This is a genomic window from Labrys sp. (in: a-proteobacteria) (assembly GCF_047605565.1).
Classification (GTDB): domain Bacteria; phylum Pseudomonadota; class Alphaproteobacteria; order Rhizobiales; family Labraceae; genus Labrys; species Labrys neptuniae.
The window spans coordinates 94,385-118,787 of sequence record NZ_JASGFM010000006.1; the positions used below are offsets into that span (position 1 = coordinate 94,385).

The 24,403-nt window shown below is 64.1% G+C and carries 19 protein-coding genes; 12 read left to right on the forward strand and 7 right to left on the reverse strand.

What is annotated here, in order from left to right; genetic code table 11:
* The first annotated feature begins 107 nt into the window (after positions 1–107).
* From mnmE to xth, 6 genes are all read left to right on the forward strand, one after another.
* Positions 108–1,430 carry a tRNA uridine-5-carboxymethylaminomethyl(34) synthesis GTPase MnmE gene (gene mnmE / locus QM672_RS08430; protein ID WP_415081910.1) on the forward strand — a complete coding sequence of 441 codons (1,323 nt, stop codon included), beginning with the start codon at positions 108–110 and terminating at the stop codon, positions 1,428–1,430.
* Positions 1,431–1,677: 247 nt separating this feature from the next.
* Positions 1,678–3,546, forward strand: a complete 1,869-nt coding sequence (mnmG, locus tag QM672_RS08435; RefSeq protein ID WP_415082051.1) for a tRNA uridine-5-carboxymethylaminomethyl(34) synthesis enzyme MnmG — start codon at positions 1,678–1,680, stop codon at positions 3,544–3,546.
* A gap of 192 nt (positions 3,547–3,738) precedes the next feature.
* Positions 3,739–4,383 carry a 16S rRNA (guanine(527)-N(7))-methyltransferase RsmG gene (gene rsmG / locus QM672_RS08440; protein WP_367623534.1) on the forward strand — a complete coding sequence of 215 codons (645 nt, stop codon included), beginning with the start codon at positions 3,739–3,741 and terminating at the stop codon, positions 4,381–4,383.
* 39 nt (positions 4,384–4,422) lie between these two features.
* Positions 4,423–5,229: a ParA family protein gene (locus QM672_RS08445; RefSeq protein WP_311934052.1), complete on the forward strand. Its 807-nt coding sequence runs from the start codon at positions 4,423–4,425 to the stop codon at positions 5,227–5,229.
* Positions 5,230–5,238: 9 nt separating this feature from the next.
* Positions 5,239–6,117, forward strand: coding sequence for a ParB/RepB/Spo0J family partition protein (locus tag QM672_RS08450; protein ID WP_311934051.1), 879 nt, complete (start codon positions 5,239–5,241; stop codon positions 6,115–6,117).
* A gap of 269 nt (positions 6,118–6,386) precedes the next feature.
* The gene (gene xth / locus QM672_RS08455) at positions 6,387–7,208 is read left to right on the forward strand and encodes an exodeoxyribonuclease III (protein WP_311934050.1); all 822 of its coding nucleotides are present in this window, start codon (positions 6,387–6,389) and stop codon (positions 7,206–7,208) included.
* A gap of 551 nt (positions 7,209–7,759) precedes the next feature.
* Here the strand turns inward: xth and QM672_RS08460 are convergent.
* The 4 genes from QM672_RS08460 to QM672_RS08475 form a co-directional block, all read right to left on the reverse strand.
* The gene (locus QM672_RS08460; RefSeq protein ID WP_367623533.1) at positions 7,760–8,575 is read right to left on the reverse strand and encodes a DUF3108 domain-containing protein; all 816 of its coding nucleotides are present in this window, start codon (positions 8,573–8,575) and stop codon (positions 7,760–7,762) included.
* Positions 8,576–8,965: 390 nt separating this feature from the next.
* On the reverse strand, positions 8,966–10,204 hold the full coding sequence (mtaB, locus tag QM672_RS08465; RefSeq protein ID WP_415081915.1) for a tRNA (N(6)-L-threonylcarbamoyladenosine(37)-C(2))-methylthiotransferase MtaB: 1,239 nt from the start codon (positions 10,202–10,204) through the stop codon (positions 8,966–8,968).
* Positions 10,201–11,064: a diaminopimelate epimerase gene (gene dapF, locus QM672_RS08470; protein ID WP_311934047.1), complete on the reverse strand. Its 864-nt coding sequence runs from the start codon at positions 11,062–11,064 to the stop codon at positions 10,201–10,203. The genes mtaB and dapF overlap by 4 nt, the downstream gene beginning before the upstream one ends.
* 65 nt (positions 11,065–11,129) lie before the next feature.
* A complete protein-coding gene (locus QM672_RS08475; RefSeq protein ID WP_415081918.1) occupies positions 11,130–11,693 on the reverse strand; it encodes a GNAT family N-acetyltransferase in 564 nt (187 codons plus the stop codon).
* Between the two features lie 126 nt (positions 11,694–11,819).
* On the opposite strand from QM672_RS08475, the gene QM672_RS08480 reads away from it, so the two are divergent.
* The gene (locus QM672_RS08480; protein WP_415081920.1) at positions 11,820–12,638 is read left to right on the forward strand and encodes an APH(3'') family aminoglycoside O-phosphotransferase; all 819 of its coding nucleotides are present in this window, start codon (positions 11,820–11,822) and stop codon (positions 12,636–12,638) included.
* Here QM672_RS08480 and QM672_RS08485 read toward each other — a convergent pair.
* Positions 12,609–13,691 carry a glycosyltransferase family 4 protein gene (locus QM672_RS08485; protein WP_415081922.1) on the reverse strand — a complete coding sequence of 361 codons (1,083 nt, stop codon included), beginning with the start codon at positions 13,689–13,691 and terminating at the stop codon, positions 12,609–12,611. The genes QM672_RS08480 and QM672_RS08485 overlap by 30 nt on opposite strands.
* Before the next feature lie 558 nt (positions 13,692–14,249).
* Here QM672_RS08485 and QM672_RS08490 point away from each other — a divergent pair.
* Positions 14,250–15,677, forward strand: coding sequence for a hypothetical protein (locus QM672_RS08490; RefSeq protein WP_311934043.1), 1,428 nt, complete (start codon positions 14,250–14,252; stop codon positions 15,675–15,677).
* 16 nt (positions 15,678–15,693) lie between these two features.
* Here the strand turns inward: QM672_RS08490 and QM672_RS08495 are convergent, their stop codons facing one another.
* On the reverse strand, positions 15,694–16,560 hold the full coding sequence (locus tag QM672_RS08495) for a family 16 glycosylhydrolase (protein ID WP_415081924.1): 867 nt from the start codon (positions 16,558–16,560) through the stop codon (positions 15,694–15,696).
* A gap of 494 nt (positions 16,561–17,054) precedes the next feature.
* Between QM672_RS08495 and QM672_RS08500 the strand changes: the two genes are divergently transcribed.
* From QM672_RS08500 to QM672_RS08515, 4 genes are all read left to right on the forward strand, one after another.
* On the forward strand, positions 17,055–18,545 hold the full coding sequence (locus tag QM672_RS08500) for a lipopolysaccharide biosynthesis protein (protein ID WP_311934041.1): 1,491 nt from the start codon (positions 17,055–17,057) through the stop codon (positions 18,543–18,545).
* Between the two features lie 4 nt (positions 18,546–18,549).
* A complete protein-coding gene (locus QM672_RS08505; protein ID WP_311934040.1) occupies positions 18,550–19,491 on the forward strand; it encodes a glycosyltransferase family 2 protein in 942 nt (313 codons plus the stop codon).
* 15 nt (positions 19,492–19,506) lie between these two features.
* Positions 19,507–20,370, forward strand: coding sequence for a glycosyltransferase family 2 protein (locus QM672_RS08510; RefSeq protein ID WP_311934039.1), 864 nt, complete (start codon positions 19,507–19,509; stop codon positions 20,368–20,370).
* Positions 20,371–20,537: 167 nt separating this feature from the next.
* On the forward strand, positions 20,538–22,850 hold the full coding sequence (locus QM672_RS08515; RefSeq protein ID WP_415081928.1) for an NADP-dependent malic enzyme: 2,313 nt from the start codon (positions 20,538–20,540) through the stop codon (positions 22,848–22,850).
* Positions 22,851–23,051: 201 nt separating this feature from the next.
* Here the strand turns inward: QM672_RS08515 and QM672_RS08520 are convergent, their stop codons facing one another.
* Positions 23,052–24,371: an MFS family transporter gene (locus QM672_RS08520; RefSeq protein ID WP_311934037.1), complete on the reverse strand. Its 1,320-nt coding sequence runs from the start codon at positions 24,369–24,371 to the stop codon at positions 23,052–23,054.
* Between the last annotated feature and the right edge of the window lie 32 nt (positions 24,372–24,403).

Consider the following 24,403-nt stretch of genomic DNA (forward strand, 5'->3'; position numbering starts at 1 on the left):
TGGCAGCCTCTCCTTCGAGAAGAGAGTATGGGGTCGCCGGCCGGGAAGTGAAAGCGCTTCGGTGTCATCAAGGGCGGGATCTGTCCGGGCGGGCGGAGTGTTCGCTCATGGCTGAGACCATCGTCGCGCTCGCCTCGGGTGTCGGCCGTGCCGGTGTTGCCGTGATCCGGCTGTCCGGTCCCTCGGTTCGATTCGGATTGGAAACGATTGCCGGAAGTGTGCCGCAGCCGCGCCGTGCCGCGTTGCGGCGTCTGAAGGATCCCGGCAACGACGAGGTGCTCGACGAAGCGCTGGTGCTGTTCTTTCCGGGCCCGGCCAGCTTCACGGGCGAGGATGTCGCCGAATTGCAGGTGCATGGCGGCCGGGCCATCATTGCCGGGGTGATCGCGGCCCTGACCGCCCTGCCGGGCTTTCGCCTGGCCGAGCGGGGTGAGTTTACCCGGCGGGCCGTCGCCAATGGCCGGATGGATCTGACCTCGGCGGAGGGTATCGCCAGCCTGGTCGAGGCCGAGACATCAAGCCAGCGGCGCCAGGCCTTGCGCCAGGCGGGTGGCGCGCTGGAGCGGGCGGCCATGGCTTGGCGGCAGCGCCTTGCCGGCCTGTTGGCTTTGATGGAAGCCGAGATCGACTTTCCGGACGAAGAGGACGTCCCTGCCCTGTTCCACTCGGTCCGGTCCGGGGCTGAGGCCTTGCTGGCGGAGATCGAGATGGCCTTGCGAGGCGCGCGCAGCGGCGAGCGATTGCGCGAGGGTGCGGTAATGGTGATTGCGGGCCCGCCCAATGCCGGCAAATCCACGCTGCTCAATGCTCTGGCCCGGCGGGATGTCGCCATCGTCTCTCCCATTGCCGGCACCACCCGCGATACGCTGGAGGTCCATCTCGATCTTGGCGGCTATCCGGTGACCCTGATCGACACGGCCGGCCTGCGCGAGACGAACGACGTGGTCGAGGCTATCGGCGTGGAGCGGGCTCGGGCGAGCTTGGACCGTGCCGATCTGGTGATCTGGCTGGAGGCCGGCGATGCTCGTGCCGATCCGCCCGAGCTGCCCGCTCCCCTCCTGCGTGTTCTCACCAAGCAGGACGATAGCCAAGACCCCCCGCCCCACACTCTGCCTGCGGGCTTCGAGCTCGGCCTGTCGGCCCGCAGTGGCGCAGGCATGCCCGCCTTGCTCGGGCGGCTCGAACAGGCGGCCAGAAAGGCCCTGGAGAGTGGCGAGACCGCCCTGGTGACGCGGGAGCGCCATCGCCGGGAACTCGAGACCGTGACGGCGCACCTGGCCACGGTGCGGGCGGCGGATGAGGCAACGCCGGTGGAATTCGTCGCCGAGGATCTGCGCCTGGCCGTGCGGGCCATCGGCCGGCTGACGGGCAGGGTCGACATCGACGAGATCTATGACGTGATCTTCCGGGAATTCTGCATCGGCAAGTAGGTGGGAACGAGGCATCCGGAAATGCCGCTATGTTTGGGTCGGTCTCGGTTCTTCGGGTTCTCGATCTCACGCTGGTTTTGACGCAGAGGCTGCTTCGGCGTAAGAGCTGCAACGAAACACGGATATTTGCGCCGTCACTGTCAGCGCAGCCGGACGATCCTGGGTTCAATGCCTGGATCCGTATGGTTGCGTTTGCAATGACGAATGGGCGTTCGAAGCCGCGGATGGCGGGCGAATGGATTCGATGATGAACCGGCAATTCGATGTGATCGTGGTGGGTGGCGGCCATGCCGGCTGCGAGGCGGCGGCGGCCGCTGCACGGCTTGGCGCCCGGACGGCTCTCATCACCCATCGAGCCGAGACCATCGGCACCATGTCCTGCAACCCCGCGATCGGCGGGCTCGGCAAGGGACATCTCGTACGCGAGATAGACGCGCTCGATGGTTTGATGGGACGGGTCGCCGATCAGGGCGGCATACAGTTCCGCGTGCTCAACCGCCGCAAGGGACCCGCCGTGCGCGGGCCGCGGGCACAGGCGGACCGAGCCCTTTACGCGGCCGCCATGCAGGCGGCGATTGCCGAGCAGGCCGATCTGACCGTGATCGAGGCGGAAGTCGATGATATCGAAATCATGGATGGTCAGGTCCGGGCTGTCACGACCACGAAGGGTGATCGATTCGGATGCGGATCGGTTGTCCTGACCACGGGAACCTTTTTGAGCGGCATCATCCATATCGGCGATACCAGGATTGCGGCGGGCCGTGTCGGCGAGGCTCCGGCACTCGGCCTTTCCCGGACCCTTGCCCGTATCGGTTTCGAGCTGGGACGGCTGAAGACGGGCACGCCGGCCCGTCTCGATGGCCGAACCATCGACTGGGCTTCGCTTGAGATGCAGCCCGGCGACGAGCCGCCGGAACCCTTTTCGACCTTGACCACACAGCTGCCCAATCCGCAGGTTTCCTGTGGCATCACCCGCACCACGCCGCAGACCCACAAGGTCATCCAGGACAACATCCACCGGGCTCCAATCTATTCGGGGCAGATTGAAAGCCGGGGCCCGCGCTATTGCCCGTCGATCGAGGACAAGGTGGTACGCTTTGGCGAGCGGGACGGCCACCAGATCTTCCTGGAGCCGGAAGGCTTGAACGATCATACCGTCTACCCGAACGGTATCTCGACCTCCCTGCCCGAGGATGTGCAGCAGGCCATGCTGGTGACCATTCCCGGCCTGGAGAAGGTTCGGATGATCCGACCCGGCTATGCCATCGAGTATGACCATATCGATCCGCGCGAGCTCGACGCCACGCTGGAGGCGCGGCGGGTACGTGGGCTGTTCCTGGCCGGGCAGATCAATGGCACCACCGGCTATGAGGAAGCGGGTGCGCAGGGCCTGGTTGCTGGCCTGAATGCAGCCCACCGAGCCGCTGGCGGTGAAGGCGTGAGCTTCCGCCGCGACGAATCCTATATCGGCGTGATGATCGACGACCTGGTTACCCGCGGCGTCAGCGAGCCCTATCGCATGTTCACCTCGCGGGCCGAATATCGCCTGACCCTGCGGGCCGACAATGCCGACCGGCGCCTGACCGACCGGGGCCTCGCCCTCGGCCTGGTCGGAGCGGAGCGGCAACGGGCCTGGAAGGCCAAGCAGGCCGCCTTCGACGCGGCCCTGGTCTGGAGCCGATCCGTTTCGGTGACGCCGAACCAGGCGGAGGTTGCCGGCATCCATATCAACCGCGACGGCGTCAGGCGCTCCGCCTTCGATCTCCTCGCCTATCCCAATGTCGGTTTCTCCGATCTGGCCCGGCTGTGGCCTGAGGCGGCCGAGTTTGAGGGGACGGTGCTGGAGCAGGTCGAGATCGAAGCCAAATATGCTGTTTATCTGGAGCGGCAGAAGGCGGATGTGGCGGCCTTTCGCCGTGACGAAGACATTGAAATTCCTAGTGATTTTGACTTTCAGGCTGTCGTTGGCTTTTCCAACGAGACCCGGCAGAAATTCGCCAGCGTGCAACCGCGGACCATTGGCCAGGCGAGCCGGATCGACGGTATCACGCCGGCGGCAACCACCCTTCTGCTGGCAGCGCTACGCAAGCGCAAGCAGGCAAGAGCAATCCTTTGATCGATTCGGACTCGTATCGAATAGCTTCGAGAACGTCGATCGAACCGCTCGAAGTATGAGGGAGCGCAGCCGGGTTGAGGCAGGTGGCTGACGAGCGAGCGTTCTCAAACCCACACGGTTCGGGCTAGCCGTAGCGTTGGATTACTCCAGGTCTTGCTTGCCTCAAGAAGCCGGATCAGCCATGGTCCGGGCATGACTCTGGACACTGACCGCCAAGCAGCCTTGCGATCCCTCCCTGTTTCACGTGAAACAGTTGGAGACTTTGACCTCTATGTCGATGCCCTGCAACGCTGGCAGAGGGTCAAGAATCTGGTGGCGCCGTCCACCCTTTCGCAAGTCTGGACCCGGCATATAGCCGACAGCGCTCAATTGCTTCCTCTGCTGGGCAATGCCAGGACGGTTGTTGATCTCGGCAGTGGTGCCGGCTTTCCCGGCATGGTCCTGGCAATAGCGAACAAGTCCATCCCGGGATTTCGAGTGCATCTCGTCGAGTCGAACGGACGCAAGGCCTCCTTTCTGCGAGAAGTGGCCCGCATAACCAACGCGCCCGCGACAGTGCATGCCCTTCGAATCGAAGATTTCGTATCTGGCTGGTCGGACGGCGCGGATATGATCACGGCGCGCGCTCTGGCATCGCTACCAGAATTGCTCGACTATAGCGAGGAGCTGTTGAAAACGGGCGCGCAGGCGCTGTTTCTCAAGGGACAAGATGTAGGGCAGGAATTGACCCAGGCAACTAAATATTGGAATATCCAGGCGGAATTGATACCGAGCCTTACTGACTCGACCGGGCAGATTGTTTCGATCAAAACCGCGATAAAGCGCCTGGGCGGGTGACATTTAGATGCCGTTTCCACGCTTTGGGCTGCAGGAAAGATGGGTGCCATGACGTTGCCGCGTATTCTCGCTATTGCCAATCAGAAGGGTGGGGTTGGCAAGACCACGACAGCCATCAATCTTGGCACGGCCCTCGCCGCAATCGGCGAAGATGTGCTGATCATCGATCTCGATCCCCAGGGCAATGCTTCTACGGGTCTCGGTATCGGCATGAAGCAGCGCGTGCGGACCACTTATGATGTGATGGTCGGTGATTGCGATCTGCGTGCTGCGATCGTCGAAACCGTGGTGCCACGGCTGCATCTGGCGCCCTCCAATATGGATTTGCTCGGGGTGGAGCTTGAAATCGCCGGTGAGCGCGATCGCGCATTCCGTCTGCGCAAGGCCATTCACGCCTTGGCTTCGTCGAGTGATTTTCCCTGCTCCTATGTCCTGGTGGACTGCCCGCCCTCACTCAATCTTCTCACGGTGAATGCCATGGCAGCTGCAGATGCTGTCCTGGTGCCCCTGCAATGTGAATTCTTTGCTCTGGAAGGGTTGTCGCAGCTGCTGCGTACGGTGGAGCAGGTGCGCAATTCGCTCAATCCCCATCTCAGCATTCACGGTGTGGTGCTGACCATGTATGATGCTCGGAACAATCTCTCTGGGCAGGTCATGGCGGATGTGCGCGATTTCCTGGGTGAGAAAGTCTATCAGACGGTCATTCCGCGCAATGTTCGTGTCTCGGAAGCGCCGTCCTATGGTAAGCCTTCGCTGCTCTATGACCTCAAATGCCCAGGTAGCCAGGCCTATGTTCGTCTCGCCTCCGAAGTGATTCAGCGCGAGAAATTGTTGCGTGCTGCGTAAGGAGCGATCATGACTTCTGATGATAGAATGCGTCCGCGCCTGGGGCGCGGCCTGGCCGCCTTGATCGGCGACGCTGGCGAGGAGGGGGCGGCGATTGAACGGGCCCGCGGCCAACGCCGGGTGCCGACGGGCTTCCTGCGGCCTAACCCCAAGAATCCACGGCAGAATTTCAGCGAGGAAGAACTCGAGGATCTCGCCAATTCTGTTCGCGAGAAAGGCATCATTCAGCCGATCCTGGTTCGCGCTGTTGCCGGCAGCATGGATGCCTATGAGATCATCGCGGGCGAACGGCGCTGGCGTGCTGCGCAGCGGGCCGAACTTCATGATGTACCCGTAACGATTGTCGAAGCTTCGGATAAGGAAGCGCTCGAACTTGCGATCATCGAGAACGTCCAGCGTGCCGACCTCAACGCTATCGAAGAGGCGATTGGCTATGATCGTCTGATCGAGGAATTCTCCTATTCCCAGAATGATCTTGCCAAGGTCATCGGCAAGAGCCGTAGCCATGTGGCAAACACGCTTCGTCTGCTCAAGCTTCCCGATGCGATCAAGGTCAATGTCGTAAGCGGCAAACTGACAGCCGGGCATGCCCGTGCCCTCCTGTCGGTCTCCGATCCCGAAAGCGTGGCCCGACTGATCATCGACGAGAACATGTCGGTGCGCGATGCCGAGAGCATCGTGCAGGACCAGTCGCAAAGTGCCGGCAAGACCTTGCGGGCGCGCAGCCGCGTCGAGAAGGACCCCGATACGATTGCGCTGGAGCGGACGATCTCGGACGTGCTCGGTCTCAAGGTCGTGCTCGATCATCGCGGCGATGGAGGCGAGTTGAAGATTCGCTACAAATCGCTTGAGCAACTCGACGATCTCTGCCGCCGTTTGCGTGGCTAGCCCGTCCCGGCCGGAAGCTCATCCTGCTTTCGGAAAAACGACAAGATAGCAAAGCCTATGGTCCGATCGGTTTTCGGAATCGGATCGAGGGCCGTAGCTGCCAACTTCTTTCTGGTCGCAGCCGGACCGATCCTCAGACCTAGCGAGGAGATGGGTCCGCCATGATCGGCTTCGGTCAACCCGGAGACGCTGCCTACCCGGCGGTTATTCCCCCAAACAGACATGCCACGCCGGGCGTGGCGGCCCACCCTCACCCGAGTGTTTTTTCCATGCAGATCACCCTCACCACCTGGAATATCAATTCGGTTCGTCTGCGCATGGGGCTGGTCGAGCGCTTGGTGAGGGAGAAAAACCCGGACATCCTCTGCCTGCAGGAAACCAAGGTCGAGGATGGCAAGTTTCCCCTCAACGATGTGCGTAAGCTCGGTTTCGAGCATATCGCCTTCAATGGGCAGAAGGGCTATCACGGCGTAGCGATCTTTTCGCGCTTGCCCTTCGAGATGGTCGACAAGCGTGAGTTCTGCCAGAAGGGCGACGCCCGCCATATTTCGATCCGCCTTGGGGCTGAAGCCGGACTGAAGCAGCCGCTCACCGTTCACAACTTCTACGTTCCGGCGGGCGGGGACATTCCCGACCGCGAGCTCAATCCGAAATTCGGCCACAAGCTCGATTTTCTCGCGGAGATGCATGAGTGGTTTGCCGGTGATTTTCCGCAAGCCAATGGTCGTGCCCTGCTGGTGGGAGACCTCAACATCGCGCCTTTCGAGCATGATGTCTGGAGCCACAAGCAGCTGCTCGACGTCGTCTCGCATACGCCAGTGGAAACCGAGGCGATGAAGGCGATGATCGCCGTTGGCGGCTGGATCGACCTGATGCGCGAGTTCACGCCCGAGCCGGCCAAACTCTATACGTGGTGGAGCTATCGCGCGGCCGACTGGATTGCCTCCAATCGCGGCCGGCGGCTCGATCATATCTGGGCGAGCCCGAGCCTGACCGGCACGGCCCGGTCGATCGAGATTCTCAGCGAAGCCCGTGGCTGGGAAAAGCCTTCGGACCACGTGCCGGTCACGGGCGTCTTCGAGATCGACTGACTACAATCGGGCGAACTCCGTTCGAGAGGCGAACGGCTGAGCCTGGATCACGGCTTGGGATCGAGGTGTCCCAACGAAGCTGATTTGGCAGTCGTTGGATGCACCCGCGCACGGACAGCGAGTTCGAGCATCGCGGCTTCAAGAGCGTTTTCTGTCTGCACTCACCGCGGTCATGGCTAACAAGAAACTAAGCCGGCAACTTAAAGCCGATCTCTTCTCGTTAATCAGGGCGAGGAATGCAGCCAAACCCTGAACGAATCACCGACGAATCGGGCGGCTCAGATCGGTCGAACGACTGCCTGGCCGAGGGGCGTTAATGGCTTTGGAAGGGGAAGCACATCGCTATACGCGGCAGTTCTGCCTCGAATGCCTGGAGAAGATGCCGATCCCAGACAGGAAACGGCTCGTCATCGGGCCGACGCGGATCAGTCGATAGTCGGCTAAGGACGATGAAATCCCGATCCTTGGGGATGATTGAAATAGGCTAGTGCCGAAACGGGCCGACATCAGGTTTAACCTCGATGTTTCGTTTTGGCACAGCCCCATCCGGCTCAATCTGCATCGCCGCCAAAACGAGAGGCGGTGAGGGTCAGGCGTCCAATCTGGGTACCGATGATGATCTTGAACGGCGCGAGCACATGCGTCTCGCCGATCGGTGCAAGCCATAGTTCGATGTCGCGGTTCTCGACCATGAATTTGGTCTGGGAGCGCGAAGGCCGGTGGCCGGCGATCGGCACATAGCGCGCCGAACAGACGATGGCGGGGCCGGCGTAGCCCTTGCCGCTGACCTGCTCGGTACGGGCATAGGACAGCTTGATGTCGAAACGCTGCGCTCCGTCGAACACCGGGAGTGAACGTCGGCATGCCGAGGCATCGAGGGCCTGGCCGCCGGTCACGGGTACCAGCACGGCAGAAAGCGGGTCGATCACGCCGTGCTTGTTGGCGTCCGTGAGCGGCACGCGATCCTTGCGCGGCGGCAGGTCGGGCTGCAATTGCAGGGCGGTGACATTGCCGCCGGCGAGAGCCATCTGCACCGATTGCGGCTTCTTGCCCGCCACCGAGGTGAGGGTATAGGCCGTCGGGCGGACCTGGCTGGAGCCGAGCTTTCCCGATGAGGAAGCCGAGCCGCGCCCGTCGCTGATCAGCCGGATCAGGCCACCCACCTTGGCGGAGGCGTCGATCTTGTAGGGGCCGCCGTCGCTCAGATTGATGGCGAGATTCGCCGTGCCGATGGGGAAGCCGGCAAGGGTGACACCGTAATTGATCGCCGTCCTGGCGCTGGCCGCGGCTGCCAGGGAAGGCGTCAGGCCGGCTGTAAGGAAAAGGCTGGCGCCGAGCGCCGATCGAAAGAAATGCGAAATCGTCACGCCGGTCTCCGGGGCCGTTTGCAGCGCCGGACCCGAATTCGGGTTCGGGCCCGATGCCGTGGGTTGTTGTCGCGTTTCCGCCGAAGACCGGCGTCCACGTTTCGGCACGAGGCTCCAGTCGGCGAGTCCATCATGCGCACAGAATCTCTCGAGCGCATTCTAACAAGGTAAACGTTACGTAAATCTTGCCGACGCCAGTGCTGTTGAAGCTATCTTGGCCCGCCCAGGCTGAATGGTCGATGAATCAGACATGGCGCAATTGTGTCGTGCGGAGCGCCGACATCGTGGCTGCCCGCTCTTGACGCCCTGCCGGTTCCCAGGATGCGGATATGGCGACGTGCGGCCATTCGCCGGCAGGTTCGTGCTTCGAAGACAATGCCGAGACGCGGCCTACAACGCCGTTGCCAGCAATTCCCGGCCTTGCTGCCCCTCGACCCGCACGCGCATGAAGCTGCCCGGGGCCGCGGGCCTGTCGGGCCGCACGGCGGCGAATTGAGCAGTGCGGCCGATGCCGCCGCGCTCCATCAAGATCTCGCGGATCTCGCCGGTTTCGCTGGCAAGAAAGCGTGCCATCGCCCGGTCGCCGGCCTCCCGCAGGCGGGCGGCGCGGCGCTTCACCTCGGCACCGTCGACGGGTGGCATACGCGCCGCCGGCGTGCCGGGCCGCGGCGAGAAGGGGAAGGCATGCAGATAGGTGATGCCGCACTCCTCGATGAGATCGAGCGAACGGGTGAACATCGCCTCGTCCTCGGTGGGGAAACCGGCGATCAAATCGGCGCCGAACACGATGTCGGGCCGGAGGCGCCGGGCCTCGGCGCAGAAGCGAATCGCATCCCGGCGCAAATGCCGGCGCTTCATGCGCTTGAGAATGAGATCGTCGCCGGCCTGGAGCGACAGATGCAGATGCGGCATCAGCCTGTCATCCTCGGCCAGGGCCCGCATCAGATCGGCGTCTGCCTCGATCGAATCGATGGACGACAGGCGCAGGCGCGGCAGGTCCGGCACCTCGCGCAGAATACGACGCACCAGCGAGCCCAGGGGCAGGGGATCGGGTAGGTCGGGGCCATAACTGGTGAGGTCGACCCCGGTCAGAACGATTTCCTTATAGCCGGCCTCGACCAGGCGGCGGATCTGCGCGATCACCATCTCCGGCGGCAGGGAGCGCGAATTGCCGCGGCCGAAGGGAATGATGCAGAAGGTGCAGCGGTGGTCGCAGCCATTCTGGATCTGCACGAAGCCGCGGGCACGGCCTTCGAAACGCTCGATCTCAGGCAAGGCGATGTCGTCGGCCGCCATGATGTCCGAGGTGACCAGCTTGCCCGAAGTCTCGGTCAGGGAGGCCCAGGTCCGGGCTTTCAGCTTTTCGGCATTGCCGACCACGAAGTCGACTTCCGGCATGGCGGTGAAACGGTCGGCATCGGTCTGTGCGGCACAGCCGGTGACGGCGATCCGTCGTTGCGGATTCTCACGCTTGAGCCGGCGGATGGCCTGCCTGGCCTGGCGCGCCGCCTCGGCCGTCACCGCGCAGGAATTGATCACGGTCAGGTCGTCGCGCGAGCCGATGACCGTCTTCATCGCCTCCGATTCGTGAATGTTGAGGCGGCAGCCGAAGGTGACGATCTCGGTCATGCCGCGTCGGCGAACCAGGAGGCCGCAAAGCGGCCCTCATGTTCGAGTTCCGCTGCCCCGGTCATCAGCACGTGGCCATCGGCCTCGCGCCATTCGATCCGGAGGTCGCCGCCCGGCAGGCTGATGCGAGTCCTGCGCCCGGTGTAACCGAGCCGAGCTGCAGCGACGCCAGTGGCGCAGGCAGCCGATCCGCAGGCGCGGGTGAGGCCGGCGCCGCGCTCCCACACGCGCAGCACGATATGGCCGCTGTCGCGGACCTGGGCGATCGAGACGTTCACCCGCTCGGGGAACAGGGGATCGTGCTCGATGGCCGGGCCGATGGTGGCGAGATCGATCTCGGCCGGGTCGCGGTCGATCCAGAACACGGCGTGGGGATTGCCCATGTTCACCACGCTCGGCGATTGCAGGACGGGAGCCCCAGCCGGGCCATAGGCGTAGTCGATCGCCCTGGTATCGCCGGCGTCCCGGGCGAGGGGGATCGCCTGCCAGTCCAGGGCCGGCGGGCCCATATCGACGGTGAAATCCGCTTCCGCACGCCGGGCCTCGACCAGGCTGGTCGGCGTCTGCAGCATGAGGCGGTCCTTGCCGAGCACCGGCATCAGATACCAGGAGACGCAGCGCGTGCCGTTGCCGCAGGCCCCGGACTGGGAACCGTCACCGTTGAAGATGCGCATGAAGGCGTCGCTCCCCGCCTGTTGCGGCGGATAGAGCACCATCAGCTGATCGAACGGCTCATGCGCCGCGATGGCACGGGCTTCCGCCGGCGTCACGGCATGCGACCCGTCGGTGAGATCGAGCACGACGATCTCGTTGCCGATGCCGTTCATCTTCAGATAGGGGCGGTTGGCGAGGCCAGACATGGTGGTTCCGATTGATTGAAGGCCCTTGATATAGGGCAAAAACCCTTGCGAACCAATGGGGGCATTCAGCTAGAGGCCTGCCCGAGGTCGAGGCGCATGATCGGGCGCTCCGGTGTCGGGGAGGGAGCATACCGGAAACCGAGCCGCTCGAAGGTGGTCACAAAACCGGTCGAGGAAGAGGAAGGCGAAAGGCGCTGGTCGATCGGATAGGCCTCGATGGTGGTGGCCCCGCCGGCGCGGCCGAAATCGATTGCGGCCTCGATCAGGCGCGATGCGACGCCCCGCCGACGGATCCCCTTGGCGATGTAGAGACAGGATACCGACCAGACCGGTTTGTGATCGGGCGATCGCAGCCGCCAGACGCGGTCGATATGGGGGATGGATGGACGTGGCCCGATCTGGCACCAGCCGACGGGGCTTGCGTCGGCGAAAGCCAGCAGGCCCGGCGGCGGCCCGGTCTCGACCACGGACCGGAAGGCGGCGCGATTTTGGGTGGGGGCTCGCCGTCGGTAGAGACTGCCGATCTGCCAATACATGCACCAGCAGCCGGATCTCGCGCCATTCTCGCCAAAGAGGGCCTCGAAATCGGGCCAGAGCTCGGCAGTGAGGGGACGAATGGTCAACTCCATGAGCAAGTCTCCTTCCCGTGGCATCCGACAGGAATCGCCCCAGGGGCATCAGGGTCGCGGCACACCGGCCCAGCTGCCGCCCTATTCTGCATTATGGTCACGGCCCCCAATTTGAAGCGATTCGCCATGCCTTCGACCGCCAATGCCCCCAGCCTGTTGCCTGCCCTTCCCTTGGGAAGAGAATGGCTGGCGGTCAGCCACGGTGAGTCGGGCGACAGCGTCTATCGTCGCAGCGATGGCGGGGCCTTCGCCAAACTATCACAGGGCCGTGGCGCCAGCGCGCTGGAGGCGGAGCGCCGGCGGGTCGAGTGGCTGAGCCGCTTCAAGCTCGGCTCTCCGGAAGTGCTCGACTGGCGCGCAGGGGAGGAGGGTGCCTGCCTGGTCACCAGCGCCATAGCCGGCGTACCGGCGAGCGATCTCGACGGTGATCAGCTATTGCAGGCTTGGCCGTCGATCGCGGCCCGCATCGGCGCGCTGCACGCGCTGGCGATCGAGGATTGCCCGTTCGAACGCGGCCTGTCGACCATGTTGGCGCGCGCAGCCGACGTGGTGGCGCGCGGTGCCGTCAATCCGGATTTCCTGCCGCCGGAGCAGCGGGAGGTGGTACCAGCCGATCTCCTGCTTGTGCTCGAGGCGCAGCGCGAACAGCGTCTCGCGGAAGAGATGAGGGATCGCGTCATCTGCCATGGCGATGCCTGCATGCCCAATTTCATGGTCGATCCCGCCACGTTGCGCTGCATCGGCATGATCGATCTCGGCCGCCTCGGCACGGCGGATCGCTATGTCGACCTTGCGCTGATGCTGGCCAATGCCGGCGAGAGCTGGTCCGGCCCGGAGCAGGCCGAAGCGGCCTTCGCCAGCCTGTTCGAGGTGCTCGGGCTGCAGCGACCGGACAGGCAGCGGCTCGACTTCTATCTAGGCCTCGATCCGCTGACCTGGGGCTGAGGCCGGCAGGCATTCGCGATAGACCGCAAAGGTCTCCTCGACCACGCGGTCCAGCGTCATGCGCGCGGCATTTGCGTGTGCACGGCTCTTGCCGTCCTGCAGGGCACCGGGGGTGACGAGCAGGGAGACCAGGGCCTGGGCCAGGCGAGCGGGATCATCGGGCGGCACCAGCAGCCCCGCCTTGCCGCCATCCAGCATTTCCGGCACGCCGCCGACATCGGAAGCGACGATGGCGCAGCCCGCCTCGCTGGCCTCGGAGAGCACCAGTCCGGCCGGCTCGGCCAGGGAGGGCAGCACGAAGACATCCGCTCCCCTGAAGAAAGGCCGTGGGTCGTCCCAGCCACCGTGAAAGGTGATCGCCGCTGCGCATGGCATGGCCGCGGCCATGGCCTCGTATTCGGCGCGGTGCGGGCCGTCGCCGACGAAATGGAGCGAGGCCCCGGGAACTTCCCTGGCGACCCGCTCGAAGGCCCGCAGCAGGACGGGCGCCCCCTTGCGCGGGTGCAGGCCGCCGACATAGAGAATCGAGGGCGTGCCAAGCGCCGCAGGCGGGCCGGCCGGCGCCGAGAGGCGCGGCGAGCCGATATTCCCGTTCAGCACGGTGCGGATGCGGGAGGCCGGGATGCCGCGCTTGGCCATCGAACGGGCGACGGCGTCGCTCACGGCAATCACCCGCCGGCCCACGCCCATGGCGACGGCGCTGCGCGCGAACTCGTTGTGGACAGTGGTGATCAGCGGCACACCCGCAGCCTTGCAGGCCGGCCAGCACAGCACCGCGCTCGTCATCATATGGGCATGCACGATGTCGAAACGGCGCGAACGCAACAGCCGGGTGAGAGCGGCGACCGCCCGCAGCGCAACCAGGGGCTTCTGGCGCTGGTCGATCCGGATGATCTCCACGCCATGGGCAGCCAGCAAGGCGTCGAAATCGCCGTCGCCGCTGGCAATGGCCACCTCATGGCCGAGCTGTGCCTGCATGCAGGCGAGATCGATGGTGAGGTGCACATGCCCGTTGAGGCGGCGTGTATGATTCAAGACATGCAGGATGCGCAAGGCCAGCTCTCGTCGGAAATGGAAAACGCCAAACAGTTTCTTGTCGATGCGGCTTGCGAAGGGCTCGTCGCTATGGAGTGGTTGCGTCGCCGGGGCTGACCGCTGTGGCAAGATCCTTCCGCCAAGCTTCGACATTCGAAACCGGCGGCATCATGGCCAAGACGATTTGAGAATAATCCATAAAAGCGCGCCGCGGGCCACTTGGCTAAAGGGAGGGGGCTCCTTCTGTGTGATATCCGTCGAATGGATATCTGTCGGCTGCCGGCGCCATTGTCTAGAAGAGCCCGCTGGATCAGCCCCATCGGGCCGGTATCGCCGCGGCGGTTGCCATATTTCGGCGGGCGCATGAACTGGAATCATCGGGCGCCACGATGTGATACTGTACCGATGGCACAACCCGTGCCGGCATTTTTGCACCAGCGGGGCCATTCCGGAACGTTTTTCCCGGGCCGGAACACAAGCATGCCACGGTTCGAGTGGCGGCCGAAGCGAGGACTGAGGGCAAGGCGCGTTTCCGCTGGAACGAGCTCTGCCAGGGGCAGACGGAAAGGGCCTCGCGTGAGTTTGGAACCTATTGGTGTCTTCTTCATTCTGCTCGGAATCCTGGCTTTGAGACGAGGGCCGGTTTTCGGCGTTTCCATGCTCATTCCCTGCATGATCTTCGGTTCCTCCGCCGCGCTCATCCTGGCGGGCACCACCATCCAGCCGGCCCATCTGCTGCTGGGATTCACGGCGGCATCCGTCCTGACACGCCCGGGCACCTGGTCGGTCGTCACGGCACGCCTCACCTTTCCGCGCGAGGGATTCTGGTTCGTCGCGACCGCGGCTGTCGGCATTGTCGGCGCCTTCATCCTGCCGCGCTTCTTCGCCGGTGCCTCCTATGTCGCCGCCATCGGTGCCACCTCTGACGGTGGCTCTGCGCCCATTCTGGTGCCGCTTTCTCCCACCACCGGCAATCTGACGCAGAGCGTCTACTTCATCGGCGACATCGTCTGCTTTCTGATCTGCTACATCGTTGCGCGGACCAGGGAAGGCCTGGAGGCCGTCACCAATGCCGTGGTGGCCTATTGCGCCCTCAATATTTTCTTCGCGGTCGTCGATCTCGCCACCTTCTGGACGGGAACCGCCTTCCTGCTCGATTTCATGCGCAACACCACCTACACCATGCATGACGACACGGTGGTCAACGGGCTCAAGCGCATCAACGGCTCCTTCACCGAGGCCGCGGCCTTTGCCTCGTCGTCGATGTGGGCCGGCAGTTTTGCCCTCCGGCTCTGGCTCGGCAATATCCGCCCTCAACTCACATTCTGGCTGGCGCTGATCAACTTGCTCCTGGTGATCTTCTGCACTTCCACCAGCGGCTATGTCGCCTTGCCGGTGGTGCTGGCGATCCTCTATGCGGAGTCCCTGCTGCGCCTGGTGCGCGGCGGGCCCCTGCCGCGCAGCGTCTATGCCTATCTGGCTTTCGCGCCCCTGCTGCTTGCCGTCATCGTCGCAGCCGTACTGCTCACCCCCACCTTGGCAGAAACGATCTACGGCATGATGCAGGACTTCGTGCTCAACAAGGGAACGAGCCAGTCTGCGGCGGAGCGCGGCATGTGGAACCAGACGGCGCTCGAAACATTCTTTGCGACCTATGGGCTGGGAGCCGGCATCGGCACGGTGCGCGCCTCGAGCTTCCCGCTGGCAGTGCTGGCCAATCTCGGCGCCATCGGCGCACTCACCTACGGGATCTTCATCCTGATGGTGCTGTTCAAGCCCGCTATCCGTCCCCTTGATTGGGCCACGATCCAGCTGCGCGCCGCCGTGCGGATCGGCTGCCTCGTAGGCCTGATCATGGCCACGATCTCGGGTACCCTGATCGATCTCGGCCTGCCCTTCTACATGCTGGCCGGCATTGCCTGCGCCACCTGCGACCTCGACTCGGGGGCCAGAAGGCAGACAGCAGAGGCCGTCAGGCCCGCCAGGGCCCAGGTCATGGGTTAGAGGTCATGGTTAGAGGTCATGGGTTGATGGCCACCGCGTCCGGATCCTTGGAATAGATGCGGATATAGTCGATCAGCATGTCGTAATGGCCGCTTTGGGGAACGCTGATCGGCCAGCCGCCGCCCATGGCCAGGTTGAACATCCAGAAGAAACGGTCGACACTGTCGGCCCGCAACAGCGAAACCGTGTGGACGAGCTTGCCGTCGAGAAAAGCGGAAACCTCGTTGTCGCCCACCAGATAGCCATAGGTATGGAAATCGGCGCTCAGGTCGGGGAGCTTTTGCGACATGGCGGGGGAAGATGTCTTGTTTCCCCAATTGTGGACGATGGTGTGGAAGATGGTCATGTCGACGCCATAGGCTTCCAGCCCGTCGATCTCGATGGAGCCGAGCGGATCGCCCTCAGGGGTCTGCGATTTCAGGTTGAGGGCCCAATTGGCAGGCCACACGCCCTTTCCGGCCGGGAACTTCTGGCGGACCTCGACATAGCCTCGCCGAAACGCTGCGCTTGGCGGCTTGCCGTTGGGAAAAGCCGTGCTGATCATGCCGGAATACCATTTGCGCTTCCAGCCGGTGGGATCGGCAAAGTCGGCCTTGTGATTGGCCCGGATCCGCAGCTTGCCGTCCGCGACCTGGTAGACCTGGCCGAACAGCTCGGCGTCCGCCTGGCTGGCGGTGACGAAATAGCTGTCCGAGCCCCATTGCTCGCCCTTGGGGTTGGTGCCGATATGCCATTTGTCGCGGTCGAGCTCGGTTCCCTCGAATTCGTCCCTGAAGATGAGCTTGTAGCCGCTGAGGTCCGGTACGGCTTGTCCCCATGCCGGTGCGGCGGACAGGCCCAGGGCGGGAAGGGCCAGGAACAGGCGCCGAGTGATGGGACTCATGGGTACGAATTCCTTTCAGGCTCGCGGGTGCTCCGTCGACGGAGCGTTGCAACGGGCTGCTGATGTGTGATGATTGGGAGCCGCCAGGTCTTTGCCGAGCTGCCTGAGGATAGCCCAGAGGGTGCGGCGCGGACCACCTCCCAAAAGGGGGAGTGGTTCCCTTTTGGCGATCCTTCGAATGGATAGCTGTCAGGCTGCGAGGCCTTTGCATAAAATAGCTATCGCTGGTAGCAGCCGTCATCATCGGCGGTCATCCGCGGCCGGATAAGCCACGACTTGTTTTGATATTCGGTCTGGGGGACGAACCCCCAGCTCGAGATTTTTGTTCGCTGATGAAAGGCTCCGGTCGTCGCGCCGTGATATCCACGTTCCATACAATTCAACCTCGATGATGATCCTGATCGCACACCCTCAATGGCAGCGCGGAACTTCCGGCGCCGGCTTCGAAACTGCTTGGGCCTTACGAAGGCAGGCAGAGGGGAGCCTGTGCCGCCATGAGGGCTGAAATCGGCGCACTTTCGAAACAGACGGCCAAGGCCGGTGCCTGGACCGCCGGAGCGCGGCTTGCCGGCAAGTCGGTGGATTTCGTTGCCTTGATCGTGCTGGCCCGTTTCCTCGGACCCAGCGATTTCGGCCTGGTCGCGATGGCGATGACATTGATCTTCATCGTCGAGGCCGTGATGGAACTGCCGCTCGGCGCTGCCATGCTGCGCGTTCCCGAGCCGACCGCGGAGGTCTACAACACCGCCTTCACGCTGGGAGCCCTGCGCGGACTGATCATTGCCGGCTTCTTCATTCTCTGCGCCTGGCCGATATCCTTCTTTTATGGCGAGCCCCGGCTGGTGCCCCTGGTGATGAGCCTGGCCCTGGCGCCGGCCATGCGCGGCTGCGTCAGCCCCATGCTGGTGGAATTCAACCGGCGCATGGATTTCCGCCGCCAGGCCGGGCTCGACATCACCAGCAAGACCATTGCCGTCACCACCGCGATCATCGTGGCCATCCTGACGCGAAGCTACTGGTCGATCGCGCTCGGAACTATTCTGGTGGCCTTCGTGGCCCTGGTCGGTTCCTACTGGCTCGCACCGATGCGCCCGCGCCTGACGCTGAAGGCCTGGCCGGTCTTTGCCGACATCCTGACCTGGAACCTGATGTCGCAGATCCTGTCGGCCATCAACTGGCAGGCGGATCGCTTCATCCTGCCCCGTTTCATTCCGCCCGCCGCCTTCGGGCGCTATGTCATGGCCAACGATCTTTCCTCGCTGCCGTTCCAGGTCCTGGCTGCCCCGCTCGGAACGCCGCTGAACGTGGCCTTCGTCAATGCGCATCAGAATGGCGGTCTTCGGAACAGCTATCTCAAGGCGAGCGTCGGCATCTTCCTGCTGATGGCGCCGATCCTTTGCTTCGGCGCCATCATGGCCGAGCACCTGATCCATGTCTTTCTCGGCCCGCAATGGGCCGAGGCCGCCCCCATCCTTACCGGCATCGCCCTGGCCTGCATCGGCTCCATTCCGGCGCTGCCGATGGCGCCCCTGGCCGTCAGCCTCAACAAGTCGCGCCAGATCACGTTCAGGAACCTGGTCGAGTTTGCCGTGCGCGTGCCGCTCACCATCGCCGGTATCCTGTGCTTCGGGGTTATGGGAGCCATTGCCGCCAAGGCGCTTGCCACGCTTGCGGTGCTGGTCTCGACCATGATGGCGGTGAAATCGATGATCGGGTTGAGCTATCGTGCCCAGCTTGCCGCCTTTGTCGGGCCCTGTGCAGCGCTGGTGATCAGTGCGCTTTTCCTGGTCTATGTCTCGACCCTGTTTCAAGACAGCACGGATATCGTCATGAATCTGGTCCGGATCGGTGCTGCCGGCGCGGTCTATCTGGTGACCTATGTCGGCAGTGTCTATCTGATGGCACGCTGGTTCGGTGACGCAGTTGGGCTGACCGGCCTGGTCGACCAGCTCATGTCGCGGGCACGGCTTCGGTTCAGGACCTGATGACATGCGCGGCGATGGCAAGGAAGACCTGCATCATGGAGAGATCGGCGTGAAGGCGCATGAGAACATGCGGATTGCCGTCGCAATCGCGACGGCGGGCCGACGGGATGTGCTGACCGAGACCGTGCGTGTGATGATGGGCCAGGAGCGCCGGCCCGACGATTTCCTGATCTGCCCGGCCAAGCCTGCCGATGCCGACGAGGCCGCCCTCCGGCAGATCGTGCCGGGCCTCAAGATGATTGCGGGTCCCGTCGGCCTGCCGCATCAGCGCAACGCCCTGATGGCCGCCACCGATGCGGACATCGTGATGTTCTTCGACGACGACTTCCTGCCCGCGCCCGATTTCCTGGCCGAGACCGTCAGGTTGTTCGTGGAAAATCCCGACATGGTGATGGTCACCGGCACGGTGCTCGCCGATGGCGCCCCGGGGGCGGGGCTCGGCATGCGCGAGGGCCTCGACAGGCTGGCGGTGGCCGGCCCCAATCGCGCGGCGGACACGCTGGAGCCGGTCTATAATGGCTATGGCTGCAACATGGCGGTGCGGCTCGAGCCGGTGCGCCGGCACGGCCTGGCCTTCGACGAAAAGCTGCCGCTCTATGCCTGGCTCGAGGATGTCGATTTCTCACGGCAGCTCGCGCCCTTCGGCCAGATCGTCAAGAGCGGGCGCCTGCGCGGCGTGCATCTGGGCACCAAGTCGGGGGGGCGCAGCCCCGGCCGGCGGCTCGGCTATTCGCAGATCGCCAACCGCGTCTACATCATGCGCAAGGGCAATATGAGCCTGCGCGGTGCGCTGGAGGGCAGCATCGAAAACCTGGCTTCCAATCTGGTCAAGAGCGCCTTTCCGGAGCCTTGGACCGACCGGCGCGGACGGCTCGCCGGCAATCTTCTAGCTCTGTGGGATCTGGTACGGGGGCAACTCGATCCTGCGCGGATTCTCAAATTGTAGGTCAAGGCGCAGACGATGGCCGTACATTTTTCACTGGTAATGGCGACGCTCGGACGCTCCGAGGAGATCGCGCTGATGCTCGACAGCCTGGAGACCCAGACCTTCAAGGATTTCGAGGTGATCATCGTCGACCAGAATCGCGACGAGCGGGTTACCGAGGTGCTGGCGCGCAAGATGCGTCCCTTTCCGATCCGCCATCTGCGCACGCCCGGCGTGCCGGGTGCGAGCCGGGCACGCAACAATGGCGCCAAGGTCGCCGAGGGCGAGCTTCTCGGCTTTCCGGACGATGATTGCACCTACCCATCCTGGCTGCTGGAAAAGGTGCTGGAGACCTTCGCGGAAACGGGCGCCGACATCGTCAACGGCCGGGCCGCCGACGAGACCGGGCGCTCGATCAATGGCCGCTTTGCCGAGGGGGCACGCTGGACCGGCGCCCGCGATGTCTTCGACACGCTGATCGAATGGGTGTCCTTCTGCCGGCGCGAAGTCTTCGAGGCTGTCGGCGGTTATGACGAGGATGTCGGCGTCGGCGCCACCTCGCCCTGGCAGGCCTGCGAGGCGCCCGACATCGTGCTGCGCATGCTGGAGCGGGGCTATCGCTCCTATTATGACCACGCCATCTATGGCCATCATCCCGAGATCCGTATCGACATGATGGATGTCCGCATGCAGCAGAAGGCGCGCGGCTATGGCCGCGGCATGGGCTATGTCCTGGCCAAGCATCGCATGGGCACGCTCTATTCCTTCAACTACATGCTGCGCTCCTTCGGGGGCTATGTCGTCAGCCGGGCGCGCGGCCAGCGCGGGCGTGCGATCTATTACCTCAACACGCTGAAAGGCCGGCTCGAGGGCTATCGCGACGGCCGCCGGGCGGCCTGATGCCCTGATATCCCAGCGAACCGCGACAGGCCGGCAGCGCGGTTCCTGCCCTTTTTTCTTCCCTAAGCGGAAGCAGCAGGAACAGCAGCCTTTCGCGGGATCGTCCGTGGACGAAGCCCGTAATTGTGCTTAGGGTCGGTTCCCCTGATAATGGAAACGCCCCCGCAATGACGGATAAGAAACCGCCGCGTCCAGTCGGCTCGACCCCGGTCCGCTCCAATCAAGCCCGCCCCAGCTTCACCGACCAGGAGGCTCTGGCCTTTCACTCGCAAGGCAAGCCCGGCAAGCTGGAGGTGGTAGCGACCAAGCCGATGGCGACGCAGCGCGACCTCTCGCTCGCCTATTCCCCGGGCGTGGCGGTGCCGGTGCGGGCGATCGCGGAGAATCCGGCTGTCGCCTATGACTACACGGCCAAGGGCAACATGGTGGCGGTGATCTCCAACGGCACCGCCATTCTCGGCCTCGGTGATCTCGGCGCACTGGCCTCCAAGCCGGTGATGGAAGGCAAGTCCGTGCTGTTCAAGCGCTTTGCCGATGTCGATTCGATCGATCTGGAGGTCGATACCAAGGACCCCGACGCCTTCATCAACGCCGTGCGCTATCTCGGCCCGAGCTTCGGGGGCATCAATCTGGAAGACATCAAGGCGCCCGAATGCTTCATCATCGAGCAGCGTCTCAAGGAATTGATGGACATCCCGGTCTTCCACGACGACCAGCACGGCACGGCGATCATCGCCGCTGCCGGCCTGTTCAACTGCCTGAAGCTGACCGGGCGTGACATCACCTCCACCCGCCTGGTGGTCAACGGCGCCGGGGCGGCCGGCATCGCCTGCGTCGAGCTGGTCAAGGCCATGGGCTTTGCGCCCGACAACGTCCTGCTCTGCGACACCAAGGGCGTGGTCTACAAGGGCCGCACCGATGGCATGAACCAATGGAAATCGGCCCACGCCGCCGAGACGGACCGGCGCACCCTGGCCGAGGCGCTCGACGGCGCCGACGTCTTCTTCGGCCTGTCGGTCAAGGGCGCCCTTACCACCGAGATGCTGCGCTCCATGGCGCCCAATCCGGTGGTCTTCGCCATGGCCAACCCCGATCCGGAGATCACGCCCGACGAGGCCCACGCCGTGCGCGACGACGTCATCATCGCCACCGGCCGCTCCGACTATCCCAACCAGGTCAACAACGTCCTGGGCTTCCCCTACATCTTCCGGGGCGCGCTCGACGTGCATGCCACCGCCATCAACATGGAGATGAAGGTGGCGGCAGCCCAGGCCCTTGCCGAGCTTGCCCAGGAGGAGGTGCCGGACGAGGTGGCGAGCGCCTATCAGGGCGCGCGGCCGCGCTTCGGACGCGACTACATCATCCCGGCGCCCTTCGATCCCCGCCTGATGACGCGGGTGCCCGTCGCCGTGGCCAAGGCGGCGATGGAGACCGGCGTCGCCCGCAAGCCGATCGCCGACCTCGCCGCTTATCGTGCCGCGCTCTCGGCCCGCCGCGATCCCGTCGCCGGCACGCTGGCCGGCATCTTCGATCGGGTTCGCCGCTCCCCCAAGCGGGTGGTGTTCGCCGAAGGCGAGGAGGAGGCGGTGATCCGCGCCGCAGCCTCCTTCGTCAACCAGGGGCTGGGCACCGCCATCCTGGTCGGCCGCGAGGATCGCGTCGAGGCCGCTGCCGCCTTTGCCGGCGTCGAGCTGCGCGAGGGCATGGTGATCCAGAACGCCCGTATCTCGCCGCGCACCAATGCCTATGCGCAATATCTCTATGACAGGCTGCAGCGGCAGGGCTATTTGATGCGCGACTGCGTGCGCCTTGCCTCGATCGACCGCAACCATTTCGCCGCCTGCATGGTGGCGATGGGCGATGCGGACGCCATGGTCACCGGCCTGACCCGCAACTATTCGATTGCCCTTGAGGATGTCCGGCGCGTCGTCAGCGACAAGCCCGGCCATTGCGTCCTCGGCCTTTCCATCGCCATTGCGCGTGGGCGCACGGTGCTGGTGGCCGACACCGCCGTGCATGACATGCCGACCTCAGAGGAGCTTGCCGCCATTGCCATCGAGGCGGCCTCGGTGGCCAAGCGCCTGGGCTATGAGCCGCGCGTGGCCATGCTCGCCTATTCCACCTTCGGCCATCCGGAGGGCGAGCGGGCCGAGCGCGTGCGCGACGCGGTGCGCATTCTCGATCGCCGCCGCGTCGATTTCGAATATGACGGCGAGATGGGGGCCGATGTCGCGCTCAACCGCGAGGCGATGGCGCTCTATCCGTTCTGCCGCCTGTCCGGACCGGCCAATGTGCTGATCATGCCGGCTTTCCACTCCGCCTCGATCGCCACCAAGATGCTGCAGGAGCTCGGCGGAGCCACGGTGATCGGCCCGATCCTGGTCGGCCTCGACAAGTCGGTGCAGATCGTGCCGCTGGCCGCCAAGGACACCGATCTCGTCAACATGGCGGTGCTGGCGGCGGCCAATATCGGCGGGTGAACGAGGCGCGCCGGATCCTCGGTCTGTTCGGCACCATCGACAATCCCAAGAGGCATCGAGGATGCCTCTTGGGGCTGCACCAGCAAGCGGGCGGGAAGTCCAGGCTGGATGCCCATGCGCCACCAGGCAGAATTGGCGCCATTGCTCCCCGTTTTCGCCGAAACCCTGCCCGCGCTTTCAGGCATGGGGCTCCAGGAGCGCCTATTCCGTGCCTTCGCCCGCCAGATAGGTCGGCCGGTTGGCGAGCATGGTGAGGGCGGTGAGGAAGGCAATCGCGCACATCGCCGTGACGTACCAGAAGAACCAGGTCTCATGGCCTGCATCCTTGAAAGCGAGCGCCACCGCCTCGGCCGAGCCGCCGAAGAGGGCATTGGCGATGGCGTAGGAGAGGCCGACCCCGAGCGCCCGGACCTCGGCCGGAAACATCTCGGCTTTCACGAGCCCGCTGATCGAGGTGTAGAAGGACACGATCGCGAGCGCCGCCACCACCAGGATATAGGCCGAGAGCGGACTCTCAACGCTGCCGATCGCCGTCAGGAGCGGCACGGTGCACAGTGTCGCGAGGCCACCGAACAGCATCATCGACCATTTCCGCCCGATCCTATCGGAAAGCGCGCCGAAGAGCGGCTGCATGCACATATAGGTAAACAGCACCGCCGTCATGGTGACGTTGGCCGTCTCCTTGGCCATGTGTGCCGTGTTGACCAGATATTTCTGCATGTAGGTGGTGAAGGTGTAGAAGATCAGCGAGCCACCGGCCGTGTAGCCTATCACGGTCAGGAAAGGTCGCGGATGCCGGCGGAGCAGGCCGACAAGCGAGCCGGCTTCCTTGCGGGCGCGTGTCTCCGCCGACGAGGTCTCGTGCAGGGAGCGCCGCAGGTAGAAGGCGACGACGGCGGCGCAAGCGCCCACAACGAAGGGAATCCGCCAGCCCCAGGCCCGCATTTCCTCGTCGCTGAACAAGAGTTCGAGGATGACGATGACGGCCGAGGCGAGGAGCTGGCCGCCGATCAGCGTCACATATTGGAAAGAACCGAAGAAGCCGCGCCGCCCGGCGAGCGCAACCTCACTCATATAGGTCGCCGATGTCCCGTATTCGCCGCCCACGGAGAGGCCCTGGACCATCCGGCAGAGCAGGAGAAGGATCGGTGCCAGGATGCCCGCCGTGGCGTAAGTCGGCAGCAGCGCGATCGCCAGAGATCCCGCACACATCATCAGGACCGAGATCATCATCGAGTTCTTGCGGCCGTAGCGGTCGGCAATCCAGCCGAAAAGCCAGCCCCCGATCGGCCGCATGAGGAAACCGATGGCGAAGACCGCCGAGGAATAGAGGAGCTGGGTGGTCGGTTCGGCATTCTTGATGAAGCCGAAGAAGGCACTCGAAAAGTAGAGCGCCGTAAACGCATAGGCGTAGAAATCAAACCATTCGACAAGATTTCCGGAAGATGAACCGACAATCGCCATCACCCGCCGGCGGGTATCATGTGGGTCTTCTGCCGCCATGGCTGCGGTGTTACTCATATGTCTCCCCCCTGGTTGACCTTGTCTTTAGG

Bases quoted from the DNA above. Each gene is read 5' to 3' on its own strand.
- QM672_RS08480 (WP_415081920.1), top strand. From the start codon at position 11,820: ATGCCTTCGACCGCCAATGCCCCCAGCCTGTTGCCTGCCCTTCCCTTG.
- QM672_RS08445 (WP_311934052.1), top strand. From the start codon at position 4,423: ATGGGTGCCATGACGTTGCCGCGTATTCTCGCTATTGCCAATCAGAAG.
- mnmG (WP_415082051.1), top strand. From the start codon at position 1,678: ATGAACCGGCAATTCGATGTGATCGTGGTGGGTGGCGGCCATGCCGGC.
- QM672_RS08475 (WP_415081918.1), bottom strand. From the start codon at position 11,693: ATGGAGTTGACCATTCGTCCCCTCACTGCCGAGCTCTGGCCCGATTTC.
- xth (WP_311934050.1), top strand. From the start codon at position 6,387: ATGCAGATCACCCTCACCACCTGGAATATCAATTCGGTTCGTCTGCGC.
- QM672_RS08520 (WP_311934037.1), bottom strand. From the start codon at position 24,371: ATGAGTAACACCGCAGCCATGGCGGCAGAAGACCCACATGATACCCGC.
- QM672_RS08450 (WP_311934051.1), top strand. From the start codon at position 5,239: ATGACTTCTGATGATAGAATGCGTCCGCGCCTGGGGCGCGGCCTGGCC.
- QM672_RS08510 (WP_311934039.1), top strand. From the start codon at position 19,507: ATGGCCGTACATTTTTCACTGGTAATGGCGACGCTCGGACGCTCCGAG.
- QM672_RS08515 (WP_415081928.1), top strand. From the start codon at position 20,538: ATGACGGATAAGAAACCGCCGCGTCCAGTCGGCTCGACCCCGGTCCGC.
- QM672_RS08495 (WP_415081924.1), bottom strand. From the start codon at position 16,560: ATGAGTCCCATCACTCGGCGCCTGTTCCTGGCCCTTCCCGCCCTGGGC.
- mtaB (WP_415081915.1), bottom strand. From the start codon at position 10,204: ATGACCGAGATCGTCACCTTCGGCTGCCGCCTCAACATTCACGAATCG.
- rsmG (WP_367623534.1), top strand. From the start codon at position 3,739: ATGACTCTGGACACTGACCGCCAAGCAGCCTTGCGATCCCTCCCTGTT.
- QM672_RS08505 (WP_311934040.1), top strand. From the start codon at position 18,550: ATGCGCGGCGATGGCAAGGAAGACCTGCATCATGGAGAGATCGGCGTG.
- mnmE (WP_415081910.1), top strand. From the start codon at position 108: ATGGCTGAGACCATCGTCGCGCTCGCCTCGGGTGTCGGCCGTGCCGGT.
- QM672_RS08500 (WP_311934041.1), top strand. From the start codon at position 17,055: ATGAGGGCTGAAATCGGCGCACTTTCGAAACAGACGGCCAAGGCCGGT.
- dapF (WP_311934047.1), bottom strand. From the start codon at position 11,064: ATGTCTGGCCTCGCCAACCGCCCCTATCTGAAGATGAACGGCATCGGC.